The following is a 13,355-nucleotide window of genomic DNA, read 5'->3' on the forward strand; positions in this document are numbered from 1 at the left end:
GCCGGGAGCGGGCGGGCCGAGCGCCGCGCCCGCTCCTACGCTGTCCAGCATGCGTACGCACGCGACCGCCGACCCCAGCCGCCACCGCGTCCTCGTCGTCGAGGACGACGACACCATCGGCCGCCATCTGGAATCCGGCCTGCGCGGCAACGGCTACGCACCGACCTGGAACCGGACAGGTTCCGCCGCCCTGGCCGAGGCCGCGCGCACCCCGTACGACGTACTGCTGCTCGATCTGGGACTGCCCGACATGGACGGTCTGGACGTCGCCCGCACACTGCGTGCCCGCCATCCCGACCTGCTGATCATCATCCTGACGGCGCGTACGGACGACATCGACGTCATCGCCGGGCTGGACGCGGGGGCCGACGACTACCTCGTCAAGCCGTTCAGCCTGACCGTGCTGCTCGCCCGGCTCCGCGCCCATCTGCGCCGCCGGGTCGTCGCGACGCCGCCGCAGGAACCCGCCCGGCTGGCCGACCTCGTCCTCGACGTGGTGGCCCGCCGCTGCACGCTGCACGACGAGGACGTCCAGTTGCGTCCCAAGGAGTTCGACCTGCTCGCCGTCCTGGCCCGGCACGCGGGAGAGGCCGTCGCCCGGGAGACCCTGATGGCCGAGGTCTGGGACGAGAACTGGTTCGGCTCCACCAAGACCCTCGACGTCACCATGGCCGGCCTGCGCCGGCGCCTCGCCGAGGCCGCGAGCGGCTCCGCCCGGCTGCCCCGGATCACCACCCTGCGGGGGCACGGCTACCGCCTGGAACTCTGACGGACGGGGAGCCTGTCCGGCCTTCCCGGCCGCCGATTGTCGGTTCAGTCCTCGTTGGGCCGGGCGAGGCCGTGGTCGTAGGCGAAGATCACGGCCTGGATGCGGTCGCGGGCACCGATCTTGGCGAGGACGCGGCCGACGTGGGTCTTGACGGTGGACTCGGACAGGACGAAACGGGTGGCGATCTCGCCGTTGGTCCAGCCCTTGCCGACGGCGACGAGGATCTCGCGTTCGCGGTCGGTGAGGGAGCCGAGTCCCGGGTCCTCGGGCGAGTCCGCGCGGTGGGCGGGGACGTAGCGGGCGTACTCGTCCAGGAGACGGCGGGTGAGGGCGGGCGCGATGACGGCGTCGCCGGAGGCGACCGAGCGGATCCCGGCGAGGAGCTCCTCGGGGCGTGCGTCCTTGAGGAGGAAGCCGCTGGCGCCGGCTCGGATGGCGGCGTGGACGTACTCGTCGAGGTCGAAGGTGGTGAGGACCAGGACGCGCGAGCGGCCACCGGCGGCGACGATACGGCGGGTGGCCTCGATGCCGTCCATGCCGGGCATGCGGACATCCATCAGGACGACGTCCGGGCGCAGTTCGGCGGTCTTGCGGACGGCCTCGGCGCCGTGGGCCGCCTCACCGACGACGACGGTCTCGGGGACGGAGTCCAGGAGCAGGTGGAAGCCGTAGCGTTGCAGCGGCTGGTCGTCCACGATGAGCACGGTGGTCATCGGTCACCCCCCTGGGGTGGGAGGTCGAGGACGGCCTCGACGCTCCACCCTCCGCCGCCCGTCGGCCCCGCGCTGACGGTTCCGCCGTACAGAGCCGCCCTCTCCCGCATGCCCACCAGTCCGTGTCCTTCGTCGTTCGGCGGTCCGGACGGTGCGGCCGGGCCGGTGTCCTGGACCCGGATGTTCAGCCGGCTGTCCTCGACGAGGATCGCCAGGTGCACCCGGGTGTCGGTGTCGGCGTGCTTCAGAGTGTTGGTGAGGGCTTCCTGGACGATGCGGTACACCGTCAGCTGTACCCCGCTGTCCAGGGTGTCCACGTCGCCGGAGGTGCTGTAGACGACCTCGCGACCGGCGGCGCGCACCTTGGCGCACAACGCCTCGATGTCCGCGACGCCGGGCTGTGGGCTGAGTTCGGGCCCGCCCGGGGAGCCGCCGCCCGTCGTCTCGCGCAGCACGCCGAGCACACGCCGCAGTTCGCCGAGGGCCTGCCGGCCGGTGTCGCCGATGAGCCGGAGGGCCTCCTTGCCCCGTTCGGGAGCGATGTCGCTGGCGTAGGCGCCGGCATCGGCGAGGGTGATGATGACAGACAGGTTGTGGCCGACGATGTCGTGCATCTCGCGGGCGACCCGGGTGCGTTCGGTGGCCGTGGCCAGCCTGCTGCGCTGGTCCCGCTCGATCTCCAGGCGGGCGGCCCGGTCCCGCAGTCCGGCGAGCTGGGCCCGGCGGATCCGTACCATCAGACCGAGCGCGAGGGCCGCTGTCGCCGTGCTCAGCAGGAAGAACAGCGCGTCCCAGACGGACACGGCCGAGGACACGCGGACCGCGACCAGCGCCATGGCGCCGACCATGGCCGCACAGGCCCAGGGCAACTGCCGGAGCCACCCGTGCAGGGCCAGGCTGTACAGGGCGATGAACAGGGCGACGTCCGCGCGCAGCGCCGCGCCCAGGGACCACTGGAGGACGAACACCGCCGTGATGGCGGCGAACGCCACGAGGGGTTTGCGTCGCCGCCACAGCAGGGGCAGCACCAGTCCGGCCTGAAGCGCCAGCATTCCCGCGACGGGCAGTTCGGTGAAGGCGATCCGGAACCGGCGCGGGCCGTCGCCATCCCCGTCGTCCACCCCGCCGTGGAACAGGTCGGGCAGGCAGAACATCAGGAAGACCAGGACCACGACCGCGGTGTCCAGCACCCACGGATGCGTCCGGTCGGCCTGCCGCAGCCGCTGGCCGCCCCGGGACAGACGGGCGACCAGCGGTCCCATCCCGCTGATGTCATCGGTGGTCACGGACGTCACCTGTCCATGGTGCGGGCGTCAGACGTCGCTGCGCACGAGCCGGTACGCCGCCCCGCCCAGCGCCAGCGACGTCCAGCAGAGGAAGACCAGCAGTCCGGCGCCCGGCGACAGGGTCGTGGAGTCGTGGGTCAGCGCGAACATCGCCTCCCCCGCGTTGGACGGCAGGTAGGGACTGATGTCGTCCTGCCAGGAACTCGGCAGCAGGGAGATCAGTCCCGGGATCAGCATCAGGGCGGCAACCAGCACCGAGATCCCGCCGGCCACCGACCGCAGCAGCGCGCCCAGAGCGGTGCCGATCACCCCGACCAGGCCGAGGTAGAGCCCCGCGCCCAGCAGGCTCCGCAGAACACCCGCGTGCGAGAGGCTCATGGCCGCGGGCGTGCCCGAGACGATTCCGCTACCGATCAGGAAGGCGACGAACCCGCCCAGCGTCCCCACGGCCAGGGCGACCAGCCCGAACACGGCCGCCTTGGACCACAGCACGGGCAGCCGGCGAGGGACCGCCGCGAACGTCGAACGGATCATGCCGGTCGAGTACTCGCCCGCCGTGACCAGTACGCCGAGCACGCCCAGGGCCAGCTGGGCGAAGTTCGTACCGAAGAGGGACAGGCTCACGGCCGTCGCATCGGCGAAGTCGCGGTCCATGTGGCCTGAGTTGATCCCCGACTCGTAGCGGCTCGCGGAGATCAGGCCGAAGGCCACCAGGAACAGCAGACCGAGGCCCAGGGTGATCCAGGTCGAGCGCAGGGACCACAGCTTCGCCCATTCGGAGGAGAGCACACGCCGTCCGGTCACCCGGTAGGCGGGGCGGACAGAGGTGTCGCGGCGTTCCTCGGCGGTTGCGGTGAGGGCGCTCATGCGGGCCTCCCGAGGGTCTCGGTCGCGGTCGTGGAGCCGTGGTACTCCACGGCGTCCCTGGTCAGGTCCATGAACGCCTCCTCCAGTGACACGGTCCGCGCGCTCAGCTCGAACAACGCGATGTTGTGCTCGGCAGCTTTGAGCCCGATCTCTCGGGCTGTCAGCCCGGTCACCTGCAGCTCCTCGGAGCTGATCCGGCCGGTGATGTCGACGCCCGGCCCGGACAGGACGTCCCTCAGCCGCGCCGGATCCTGTGTCACCACCTTCACCGTGTCGCCGCCCGCCTCGCGGATCAGGTCCGCGACGGTCGTGTCGGCCAGCAGCCGGCCGCGTCCCACGATGATCAGGTGGTCCGCCACCAGGGCCATCTCACTCATCAGGTGCGAGGACACGAACACGGTCCGACCCTCGTCGGCGAGCCCCTTCAGCAGGTTGCGGATCCAGAGGACGCCCTCCGGGTCCAGCCCGTTGACCGGCTCGTCCAGCATCACCGTCTGCGGATCGCCCAGCAGCGCCGCCGCGATGCCCAGCCGCTGGCCCATCCCGAGGGAGAAGGCGCCGGCCCGCCTCTTCGCCACGCTGCCCAGTCCGGCAAGGTCGATGACCTGGTCGACGCGGCGGCCCGGAATGCCGTGGGTCAGCGCGAGGGCCCTGAGATGGTTGTACGCCGAGCGGCCGGGGTGGATCGACTTCGCCTCCAAGAGGGCACCGACCTCCTGGAGCGGTGCCTGGTGGCGGGCGTAGTGGTGGCCGTTCACGTTGACGGAGCCGCTTGTCGGGGCGTCGAGACCGACGATCATGCGCATGGTCGTGGACTTGCCCGCGCCGTTGGGCCCGAGGAAGCCGGTCACGGTCCCCGGCTTCACGACGAAGTCCAGTCCGTCGACGGCCGTCTTCTCGCCGTACCGCTTGGTCAACTGCCGCGCGTCGATCATCCGCGTTCTCCCTGTCGGGCTCCGGAGTCCGTCGCTTCGGACGCCTCACCGGCAACGCTAGGTGCCGAATCACCCGAATCCAGTGGTACCGGGAGGCTGAACCGCGCCGGGCACGTAGTACCGCGGTACTACGCGGCACGTCCACAGAACTGTTCGGTCGCGGCGAGCCCGTCCCGACCAGGCATCCGTACGTCCATCAGGACGAGGCCCGGCTCCAGGGCGGCCACGCCCGCGATCGCCGCTTCGCCGTCGGCGGCCTCGCCCACCACGGTGAGATCGGGCCCGGCTGTCCACGACCATGCGCAGCCCCGTCCGGATCAGCTCCTGGTCGTCGCAGACCAGCACCCGGGACGAGGACACGGCGCGAGCCGGGGTCGGGCCCGGGCGTGTTCGGCTGCCCACAGGGACCGGAGCCGGAGCTGTCGGCGGAGGCGCCCGCGCCGGGGGAGCACAGCACCTCCAGCAGCCGGCGCAGTTCCCCAGGGCCTCGCGGCCGGTCGCGCCGATGACGCCGAGAGTGCGAGTCGACGACAGCGGGGTCGACCTGCCGCATCAGTCTGCCGGCCTCGGCTTCACCGACCGACCACCGCAGCTCTGGGCGCTCGCCACGACCTTTTGGCTCTCGGCGCACTCACGGCGTTGGGCGCCGCCGACGCCACCGGCGATCTGCTCCGACTGCTGGAGCCGGTCATCGCCTGAGGACGATCACGCGATGGGCAGGTTGAGCCTCAGGCACTGGGCCGCCGGGGCTGACCTGATCAGGGACTCTCCTCGCCTTGGGCGATCTCGACCTCGTGGTGGAAGTCGACCACGCCGACCGTTCCGGCGGCGACGGAAAGAACCGTGCAGGCCACGAGGAGGAACGCAGTACGGCGCCTGGCGCGTGAACGCCCCGAGGAGGGGGCGAGGAGGGCGGTGACGCGTTGCGGAACCGGGCCGGTGGTCGCCGCGGGGGCGAAGTCCGGCCGGACGGGAGGCGAGGTGTGGCCGGCGAGGGCGGCGCGGGCGATGGCGATGGCGATCAGGCGCCGGTCGCCGGTGACCTCGGCCGCGGCCTCGTCGGCGGCTCGCTCGGCGGCGAGCCGGATGGTGTCGCGGGTGGGGCGCAGGGCGGGGTGGCAGTGGGCGGCGATCTCGGCCGCGGCCAGGAAGTAGTGATGACCGGCCCGGTTGTGGGCGCGCTCATGGGCGAAGAGGGCCTCGCGCTCGGCGGGGCCCAGGCTGCGCAGCATGGCGGTGGTGACGACGATGCGGTGGGGCCGTCCGGGCAGGGCGTACGCGTCCGGGTGGGGCGAGTCGACGACACACAGATCACCGGCGGCGGGTCGCCGGTCGGCCTGCGTGCGGGCGGTACGAAATGCACGAGCCTGTACGAAGGCCGAGCGCCCGAGCGTCCAGACGCTGAGGGTGAGCACTCCGGTGGCCGCCACCGCGGCGGGGACCACGAGATAGTCCGAGGGGGCCCGCAGGGGATGCACGAGTTCGCCGAGCGTGGCGAGGGCGGGAAGTTTGAGCAGCCCGGTCAGGACCATGGCGCCGAGGGCGGCGACGCAGGCTCCGGCCAGTGCCAGGACCGAGGCGGTGAGGACCCACAGCGCGGTGGCGGGGGCCAGACGGTCGAGGGTTCGTCGGGCGAGCGTCGGCGCGAGGAAGGGCAGGATCAGCGGTACGAGCAGCAGGGCGGTCATCGCTCGTCACCCTCCAGGAGCCGGCGCAGGAGCTTCTCGTCGCCGGGGTTGAGCTGGGCGACGAAGCGGGCCAGGACCGTCTCGCGGTCGGTGTCCCGGTCGAGTTCGGTGTGCATGCGCCGGGCGGTCAGGCCGGGGGCGTCCTGCACGGGGAAGTAGGCGTAGCCGCGACCGTGTCGCTCGCGGCTGACGAGGCCCTTTTCGTGCAGACGGATCAGTATCGTCGCCACCGTCGTGCGGGCCAGGCCGGAGTCGAGTCCGGTCTGCACCCGTCCAGGCGTGAGAGGGGACCCTGCGGCCCACAGCACGGCCATGACGGCGGCTTCGAGCTCGCCGGCCGGCCGCCTCTCGTCCCTCGCGTCGGTCATGGGAACGTTCCTCACTCCATCATCGTCTACAGTTCAGTAGACCGTCTACAGAATTGTAGTCGGTTGTCGGGCGCCGCCGTCACGCCGCATCCGACGGCCGGGAAGAACGATGAAGGGGCTCTCGATGATTACCACAGCCATGCACCTATCGTCGCAGCTTGCCGTCAATGTGCTGGATGCCCGGTCTCTGCTGTCGGCCTTCGGCGTGTTGGGCGTGGGTGTGGTGCTGTTCGCCGAGACCGGGCTGCTGATCGGCTTCTTCCTCCCGGGCGACTCGCTCCTGTTCACGGCCGGTCTGCTGTGCACCGGCACCGCCGACCGCGGTCTGAAGCTGTCGCTCGCCCCGCTCCTGATCGCGGCGGCGGCAGGGGCCCTGGCCGGTTCGCAGTGCGGATATCTCCTGGGCCGCAGAGCCGGCGGCGCCCTGCTCGCACGGAGCCGCTCGGCCCGTCTGCACGAGGGGGCGAAACGGACCGAGGAGCTGCTGGAGCGTTACGGGTATGCGAAGGCGATCGTGCTGGCCCGCTTCGTTCCGGTGGTGCGCACGGTCCTGAACCCGATGGCGGGCGCCCTGCGGGTGCCGGTGCGGACGTTCACCGTCTGGCAGGTGGCCGGTGGGCTGGTGTGGAGTCTGGGTCTCACGCTGGCGGGGTATGCACTGGGTTCCTCGGTGCCGAACGTGGACCGGTATCTGCTGCCGATGGTGGCGGTGATCGTGGCCCTGTCGCTGATTCCGGTGGCCTCCGAGGTGTACCGCTCGCGGCGTGCCGCGAAGGCGCAGGAGGCACGCGGATGATCCTCGCCCTCGACGGATCGTCGGTCGACGGCGCGGCCTACACAGATGTGGTGAACCTCGCCGGACAGGCTCCTGCCTGGCTGGACGACGCCGTGGCGGCGTGGTCGACGTACGGGCTCGCCCTGTTCGCGATACTCATGGCCGTTGGCTGGTGGCACGCCCGACGAAGGGGCAGCGCCGCCTCGGTGACTGCGCTCGCCGTGCCGTTCGTCGTGGTCCTGGCCTACGGGGTGGACGCGGTCCTGAAGCTACTCGTGCGCGAGGACCGGCCGTGCCAGAGCCTACGGGTGACCACCCTCGAGGCATGTCCGGCGCCCGGGGACTGGTCCTTCCCCAGCAACCACGCGGCCATCGCCGCCGCGGCAGCCGTCGCACTGCTGTTCGTCTCCCGTCGCCTCGGTTCCGTGGCCGTCGTGGCCGCCGCCGTCATGGCGGTCTCGCGGGTCTGGGTCGGCGCCCACTACCCCCACGACGTCCTGACGGGGTGCGCGGTGGGCGCACTCACCGCGCTGCTCGCCATGTCGGCTCTGCGCAGGCGCACGGAGGCCCTTGCTGTACGGCTCGCGGCGACCCACCTGCGACCGCTGCTGGCGGTGGAGTCATGAGGCGCGGCGACACCTCCGAACTGGCCGGCACCTGCGGACTCGGCGCATGGACGGCGTTCGGTGTGCTGACCATGGTCGTGGTGGGCCGCGACGGCATACCACTCTTCGCCGACAGCGGCCTCCTGTCGTGGTCCGTCGGCCACCGGCCGGACGTGGCGGTGGCGTTCGCCCGCGCGCTGACCGCCACCGGGACAGGCGTCGTCCCGTTCGCGCTGGCCGCGCTGGCCGGAATCATCGTCGGCCGCACCCTCCGGCAACGGACGCTTGCCGTCGCGCTCTGCCTGGGCTGCCTCGGGGCCGGACAGACACTGCGGTACGCGGTGATGGAGCTCGTCGCCCGGCCCCGGCCGCCCCAGGCGGACTGGGAAACGCATGCCTCGGGATGGGCGTTCCCGTCCGGCCATACCAGCACGGCGGCGCTCACCGCGGGCCTGCTGATCATCGCCGTCTGCGTGCGGAGGCCACGCGGCAGGACCCCACTGGTCCTGATCATCAGCGGCTGGGGTGCTTCGGTCGGGCTGACCCGCGTCTACCTCGGGGTGCACTGGTTTTCCGACGTCGTCGGCGGCTGGCTGTTCGCCCTTGGCTGGCTGGGCCTGTGCCTGTGCGCCTCGGCCTGGTGGCTGCCGGAACGATGGACCCCCGGTACCACGGACACGGACACAGCGAGCGGGACAACAGGCGCCACGGGCACCGCAGAAAACCAAACGGACCCGGCACGAGAACAGAGGGAGCATCATGCGCCAGACGATCCTGGTCGTCGAGGACGATCACGCCCTGCGTGACGTGCTGATGCGCGGACTGCGCGACGAGGACTTCGGCACTGTGGCCGCGCCGAACGGCGCCACCGCCCTGCGACTGGCCACCGCCGACGTCTCCGCCGCCGTACTCGACATCGGACTGCCCGACGCCGACGGACGGGACGTGTGCCAGGCGATGCGCGCGAACGGATTCCTCTCCCCCGTAATCTTCCTGACCGCCCATCACCGACTGGCCGACCGACTGTCCGGGTTCTCGGCCGGAGGCGACGACTACCTGCCCAAGCCCTTTCATCTCGCCGAACTCGCGGCCCGCCTGCGGGCAGCCCTCAGACGGGCCGTGCCGCCGCCTGCCGCCACGGCAGGAGACCTGGCACTGGACGCCGTCCGGCACATGGTCAGCGTGCGAGGCACCCGGGTCGATCTGACCCCGACCGAGTTCCGTCTTCTGGCCGCGCTCATGGCGGCTTCCGGCGGTATCGTGCGCCGCCGCGAGCTGGTCCGGGCGGCCTGGCCCGAGGGCGCCCAGGTCCACGAGAACACCCTCGACCAGTACCTGACCCGACTGCGCCGCAAGCTGCGCGAGGTGGGCAGCGACCGGACGATCAGCACGGCCCGCGGTATCGGCCACCGCCTGTCATGAGTGGTATCCGCCCCCGGCTGCGGCCTGCCATGACCGCCCTCCTCCACCGTCCGGCACCCCGCACACTGCGCGGCCGCCTCTCACTGGTGGCCCTCACCACGGCCACGCTGCTGATGCTGGTCCTCACCGTCGCCTTCAACGCCGTGGCCGGCCACCGCCTTCAGCACCAGGCGGACGACGAACTGCGCACCCGCGCGGCCGCCGTCGCCACGACCATCGACACCAGCGGCACGACAGTTCGCGTCCTGGAGACCTCCAACGACGAACTCCTCGACACCAACGTCTGGATCTACGCCGGCCGCCGCCTTCTGGAATTGCCGCCGAACGCCGGCCCTCTGACCCGCGTCGCCGACTCACTGGCCAGGCACGGCGGGCAGCGGTGCGTCACCGCCGACGTCGACGGCCCCCTCCGGCTGTGCTCCCAGCCCGTGTCCGGAGACAGGAGCGAGGCCACTGTCGTTACCGCGCTCGACCTGTCCCCCTACCGGAGTTCGGCCGACACCCTCCTCCTGGGATCGCTGGCTCTGGACGTCGTGATGCTCGCCTGCACCTACGCCCTGACACGGCTCGCGGTAGGCCGCGCGCTGCGCCCCGTCCGCACGATGACCGACCAGGCCACCCAGTGGAGCGCCGTCGCCTCCGAAGAACGCTTCGCCAGCATGCGCCACCCGGCGGAACTCGCCCGCCTCGGCACGTCGCTGGACGCGATACTGGACCGCATCCGCACCCTTCTGCGCCACGAGCGGCAGCTCACCGGGGAGCTCTCGCACGAGCTGCGCACGCCCCTGAGCCGGATCATCGCCGAACTCGACTGGTGGCAGACCCGCCCCCGCACGGCCGACCAGACCCACGCCACCCACCAGGTCATCGCCGATGCCGCCGAGTCCATGCGCACCATCTGCGACACCCTTCTCGACGACGCCAGGGGCGGCACCCTCACCGCTCCCGGCACCGCCGAGGTCGTGCCCACGCTACAGCGGCTCGCCGAAGTCCTGGCCCCGCCGCGCCACTTGACCCTCGGCACCGAGTGCCCGCGCATGAAGGCCGGAGTCGCACCCGCCCTCCTCGAACGCATCGTCAGCCCGCTGCTCACCAACGCCTGCCGCTACGCCCGCTCCAGCATCGCCGTCCGCGCATACCACGTACCCGACGGCGTATGCATCGACGTCATCGACGACGGGCCCGGCGTACTGCCCCCGTTCGCCGGACAGCTCTTCGAGCCCGGTCGACGTGGGGATCCGGGCGACGGACACCACGGCGCGGGCCTCGGACTGCCGCTGGCGCGACGCCTCGCACGCAGCGTCGGCGGCGAGGTGACGTACGACCCCGCGCACACCCCCGGGGCACGATTCGTCGTCAGCCTGCCTGCCGGGTGAGCTCTCTTCAACCTCATGGTGTGAGTCTGACCCTGGCTCGTCTCGCAGTGCCGGTGTGGGTGCACAGTCGCAGCTTCTCAACAAGTCGTCTCACCCTCGTGTCACCTGCGTACAACCCACACCACATGACGCCTGCGGTACCCGCTCGCGCGGGGACGACGGTGTAGTGCGTGCAGCTGCAAGGCGGAGGAGGTAGTCGACGCGGTGGGGTCTCGGTGAGGGTGAGTTCCTTGCGCGGCCCCGGGAGCAGCGGCCGGGAGCGCCTCGCACGAGCGGGCCGGAGTGAAAGCGGTCGGCCGGGCGGCGGGCTGTCCCGCCGGTGGATCAGGACGCCGGGTCCCGGTGGCGGCGCAGCAGGTACGCGATCGCGCAGCGCAGGCAGTCGGTGTCCGTGTCCACCGTCCGGGCTGAGGCGCTGTGGCACAACGCGCCGCCCGAGCTGTGCTCCCGGCGTGTCCGCTCGCAGTGTTCTCCCAGGCTGCCGATACCTTCCCGCGCCTGCGGCACGTGTGGGCGGACCAGGGTTATCGCGGTGCCGACTTCCACGACTGGGCACGGGAGGCCACCGGTATCACCGTGGAGATCGTGCAGCGCCACGTCTAAGGGCGTGCAGATCATTAACTCGTAGCTTTTCGCTCGGTGGGTCGTTGGTCTGACATGAGCGGGTTAGAAAGACAACAGGCTGTCCTGGCAGCCAAGTTCGAGGCAATTCTGCCGCACCTCGACGAGCGGCAGCGTCGCTTGTTGATGGGGGCGGAGGCCCAGTTCCTCGGCCACGGCGGGATCCGAGCAGTCGCCCGCGCCGTCGGTGTCCGTGAGGCCACTGTCGCTGTCGGAGTCCGGGAACTCGACTCCGGAGAGGCCCCGTTGGGACGCATCCGCCGGCCCGGCGCTGGCCGCAAACGCGTCGTCGACCGGAACCCGGCCGTTCGGGAGGCACTCCTCACGCTGGTCGAGCCCGACGTCCGCGGAGATCCCATGTCGCCGCTGCGCTGGACCACCAAATCCACCCGCAAGCTCGCCGAGCAGCTGACCCGGCAGGGCCACCGGATCTGCGCGGACACGGTGGGCGACCTCCTGCGCGAGGAGGGCTTCAGCCTGCAGAGCAACGCCAAGACCCTGGAAGGCAAGCAGCACCCCGACCGGGACGCACAGTTCCACTACCTCAACGAGCAGGCCCGCGACCACCAGGACTGCAGGGCTCCGGTGATCAGCGTGGACACGAAGAAGAAGGAACTGGTCGGCCCGTTCAAGAACAACGGCCGTGAATGGGAGCCGAGAGGCGAGCCGGTGCGGGTCGACACCCACGACTTCCCCGACCGCGAGCTGGGCAGGGCGGTGCCCTACGGCATCTACGACGTCGCCGCGAACACCGGCTGGGTCAACGTGGGCACCGACCACGACACCGCCGCGTTCGCCGTCGAATCGATCCGCCGCTGGTGGAACGGAGCAGGGCGGGCCGCCTACCCGACGGCCGGCCAGCTGCTGATCACCGCCGACGCCGGCGGCTCCAACGGATATCGCACCCGCACCTGGAAGACCGAACTCGCCCGGTTCGCCGCCGAGGCTGGCCTGGCCGTCACCGTCTGCCACCTGCCTCCCGGCACTTCGAAGTGGAACCGGATCGAGCACCGGCTGTTCTCCCACATCACCATGAACTGGCGTGGAAGGCCCCTGACCAGCCACGAAGTCATCGTCCAGAGCATCGCCGCGACCACCACCAGGACCGGCCTGACCGTTCACGCCGAACTCGACACCAACCCCTATCCCACCGGCGTCCAGGTCAGTGATGACGAACTTGCCGCCCTGCCGCTCACCCGGCACCGCTTCCACGGCGACTGGAACTACACCCTCCACCCCCGGCACCCGCGGGACACGACGGCGGTCAACAACATCCCGGACCAGGCCCCGGCGAACAGGCTGGATCACCTCACGCGGCGTTCGCTGCAGGACCCGGAACTGACCGGGATGACCCGCCAACGGCTCAGCGAGCTCATCGACGCGCTGACTCCAGGGCTGGAGGCTCAACGCGAGCAAGTGCTCCGCGCACGTCGTGGTCACGAGCGTCTGGTCGCACCGGGCACAGGTGCCAAAGCCAAGCTCATCCCAGCCGACCGGATCCTGGTCACCGTGCTCCACCTGCGCAAACTCGCCACCATGGACCTCCTGGGCCAACTGTTCGGCGTCTCCGCCGTGACCATCTGCCGAGCGAGCCAGGAAATTCGCCCACTCCTCGAAGCACACGGCCACCGCATCGGTGCCTCCACCGCCCGCTTCCGCACACCAGCCGACATCACGACGTTCCTAGCTTCCGACCTGACCTAAAACAAGATCAAGAAGACAAGTTAATGATCTGCATGTGCTAACTGATGGTTTCAGAATGAGGTCGCGAGCGTATGGGGCGCCGCCGGATGAGGCGAGGGCCTGTCCGGTCTGCCCCATGCAGTTCTGTCTCACGGCCTGACCCACGACGGCCGGCAGCCGTGCAGGCTCAACCGGTCGGCCTAGCCACTGTGCATAGTGTGCTCATGGATCGATTCGTGGGTCAGGG

Annotated in this window: 15 protein-coding genes; 7 read left to right on the top strand and 8 right to left on the bottom strand. The window is 70.9% G+C overall.

Going from position 1 to position 13,355, the window contains the following annotated elements; genetic code table 11:
- The first annotated feature begins 49 nt into the window (after positions 1-49).
- Positions 50-769 (top strand): response regulator transcription factor, encoded by a 720-nt coding sequence (locus tag IE275_RS15595; RefSeq protein WP_189711868.1) that lies wholly within the window; start codon positions 50-52, stop codon positions 767-769.
- A gap of 44 nt (positions 770-813) precedes the next feature.
- Here IE275_RS15595 and IE275_RS15600 read toward each other — a convergent pair whose 3' ends face one another.
- The 7 genes from IE275_RS15600 to IE275_RS15630 all read right to left on the bottom strand — a co-directional run bounded on the left by IE275_RS15600 (position 814) and on the right by IE275_RS15630 (position 6,626).
- Positions 814-1,482: a response regulator gene (locus tag IE275_RS15600; RefSeq protein ID WP_189711869.1), complete on the bottom strand. Its 669-nt coding sequence runs from the start codon at positions 1,480-1,482 to the stop codon at positions 814-816.
- Positions 1,479-2,768 carry a sensor histidine kinase gene (locus IE275_RS15605; protein ID WP_229870250.1) on the bottom strand — a complete coding sequence of 430 codons (1,290 nt, stop codon included), beginning with the start codon at positions 2,766-2,768 and terminating at the stop codon, positions 1,479-1,481. The genes IE275_RS15600 and IE275_RS15605 overlap by 4 nt, the downstream gene beginning before the upstream one ends.
- 27 nt (positions 2,769-2,795) lie before the next feature.
- Positions 2,796-3,635, bottom strand: coding sequence for an ABC transporter permease (locus tag IE275_RS15610; protein ID WP_189711870.1), 840 nt, complete (start codon positions 3,633-3,635; stop codon positions 2,796-2,798).
- Positions 3,632-4,570, bottom strand: a complete 939-nt coding sequence (locus IE275_RS15615; protein WP_189711871.1) for an ABC transporter ATP-binding protein — start codon at positions 4,568-4,570, stop codon at positions 3,632-3,634. Before IE275_RS15615 ends, IE275_RS15610 begins: the two co-directional genes overlap by 4 nt.
- Positions 4,571-4,698: 128 nt before the next feature.
- The gene (locus IE275_RS45930) at positions 4,699-4,839 is read right to left on the bottom strand and encodes a response regulator (protein WP_444545882.1); all 141 of its coding nucleotides are present in this window, start codon (positions 4,837-4,839) and stop codon (positions 4,699-4,701) included.
- Positions 4,840-5,328: 489 nt separating this feature from the next.
- Positions 5,329-6,258, bottom strand: coding sequence for a M48 family metalloprotease (locus tag IE275_RS15625; RefSeq protein ID WP_189711872.1), 930 nt, complete (start codon positions 6,256-6,258; stop codon positions 5,329-5,331).
- A complete protein-coding gene (locus IE275_RS15630) occupies positions 6,255-6,626 on the bottom strand; it encodes a BlaI/MecI/CopY family transcriptional regulator (RefSeq protein WP_189711873.1) in 372 nt (123 codons plus the stop codon). The genes IE275_RS15625 and IE275_RS15630 overlap by 4 nt, the downstream gene beginning before the upstream one ends.
- A 124-nt stretch (positions 6,627-6,750) precedes the next feature.
- On the opposite strand from IE275_RS15630, the gene IE275_RS15635 reads away from it, so the two are divergent.
- The 5 genes from IE275_RS15635 to IE275_RS15655 are packed head-to-tail and all read left to right on the top strand — an operon-like array spanning position 6,751 to position 10,804.
- Positions 6,751-7,422 (top strand): DedA family protein, encoded by a 672-nt coding sequence (locus IE275_RS15635; RefSeq protein WP_229870251.1) that lies wholly within the window; start codon positions 6,751-6,753, stop codon positions 7,420-7,422.
- Positions 7,419-8,027, top strand: coding sequence for a phosphatase PAP2 family protein (locus IE275_RS15640; protein WP_189711875.1), 609 nt, complete (start codon positions 7,419-7,421; stop codon positions 8,025-8,027). The genes IE275_RS15635 and IE275_RS15640 overlap by 4 nt, the downstream gene beginning before the upstream one ends.
- Positions 8,024-8,812: a phosphatase PAP2 family protein gene (locus tag IE275_RS15645; RefSeq protein WP_189711876.1), complete on the top strand. Its 789-nt coding sequence runs from the start codon at positions 8,024-8,026 to the stop codon at positions 8,810-8,812. The genes IE275_RS15640 and IE275_RS15645 overlap by 4 nt, the downstream gene beginning before the upstream one ends.
- Positions 8,766-9,428: a response regulator transcription factor gene (locus tag IE275_RS15650; RefSeq protein WP_189711877.1), complete on the top strand. Its 663-nt coding sequence runs from the start codon at positions 8,766-8,768 to the stop codon at positions 9,426-9,428. The genes IE275_RS15645 and IE275_RS15650 overlap by 47 nt, the downstream gene beginning before the upstream one ends.
- A gap of 29 nt (positions 9,429-9,457) precedes the next feature.
- A complete protein-coding gene (locus IE275_RS15655; protein ID WP_189711878.1) occupies positions 9,458-10,804 on the top strand; it encodes a sensor histidine kinase in 1,347 nt (448 codons plus the stop codon).
- 324 nt (positions 10,805-11,128) lie between these two features.
- On the opposite strand, the gene IE275_RS15660 is transcribed toward IE275_RS15655, so the two are convergent.
- Positions 11,129-11,350, bottom strand: a complete 222-nt coding sequence (locus IE275_RS15660) for a hypothetical protein (protein ID WP_189711879.1) — start codon at positions 11,348-11,350, stop codon at positions 11,129-11,131.
- A gap of 111 nt (positions 11,351-11,461) precedes the next feature.
- Here IE275_RS15660 and IE275_RS15665 point away from each other — a divergent pair, with 111 nt between their 5' ends.
- Positions 11,462-13,129 carry an ISAzo13 family transposase gene (locus tag IE275_RS15665; protein WP_189711896.1) on the top strand — a complete coding sequence of 556 codons (1,668 nt, stop codon included), beginning with the start codon at positions 11,462-11,464 and terminating at the stop codon, positions 13,127-13,129.
- Positions 13,130-13,355: the final 226 nt, after the last annotated feature.

The organism is Streptomyces phaeofaciens (assembly GCF_014648915.1).
Lineage (GTDB): Bacteria > Actinomycetota > Actinomycetes > Streptomycetales > Streptomycetaceae > Streptomyces > Streptomyces phaeofaciens.

Excerpts from the sequence above, each read along its gene's own strand:
- IE275_RS15595 (WP_189711868.1), top strand. The coding sequence starts at position 50 with ATGCGTACGCACGCGACCGCCGACCCCAGCCGCCACCGCGTCCTCGTC.
- IE275_RS15600 (WP_189711869.1), bottom strand. The coding sequence starts at position 1,482 with ATGACCACCGTGCTCATCGTGGACGACCAGCCGCTGCAACGCTACGGC.
- IE275_RS15610 (WP_189711870.1), bottom strand. The coding sequence starts at position 3,635 with ATGAGCGCCCTCACCGCAACCGCCGAGGAACGCCGCGACACCTCTGTC.
- IE275_RS15615 (WP_189711871.1), bottom strand. The coding sequence starts at position 4,570 with ATGATCGACGCGCGGCAGTTGACCAAGCGGTACGGCGAGAAGACGGCC.
- IE275_RS15625 (WP_189711872.1), bottom strand. The coding sequence starts at position 6,258 with ATGACCGCCCTGCTGCTCGTACCGCTGATCCTGCCCTTCCTCGCGCCG.
- IE275_RS15630 (WP_189711873.1), bottom strand. The coding sequence starts at position 6,626 with ATGACCGACGCGAGGGACGAGAGGCGGCCGGCCGGCGAGCTCGAAGCC.
- IE275_RS15635 (WP_229870251.1), top strand. The coding sequence starts at position 6,751 with ATGATTACCACAGCCATGCACCTATCGTCGCAGCTTGCCGTCAATGTG.
- IE275_RS15640 (WP_189711875.1), top strand. The coding sequence starts at position 7,419 with ATGATCCTCGCCCTCGACGGATCGTCGGTCGACGGCGCGGCCTACACA.
- IE275_RS15645 (WP_189711876.1), top strand. The coding sequence starts at position 8,024 with ATGAGGCGCGGCGACACCTCCGAACTGGCCGGCACCTGCGGACTCGGC.
- IE275_RS15650 (WP_189711877.1), top strand. The coding sequence starts at position 8,766 with ATGCGCCAGACGATCCTGGTCGTCGAGGACGATCACGCCCTGCGTGAC.
- IE275_RS15655 (WP_189711878.1), top strand. The coding sequence starts at position 9,458 with ATGACCGCCCTCCTCCACCGTCCGGCACCCCGCACACTGCGCGGCCGC.
- IE275_RS15665 (WP_189711896.1), top strand. The coding sequence starts at position 11,462 with ATGAGCGGGTTAGAAAGACAACAGGCTGTCCTGGCAGCCAAGTTCGAG.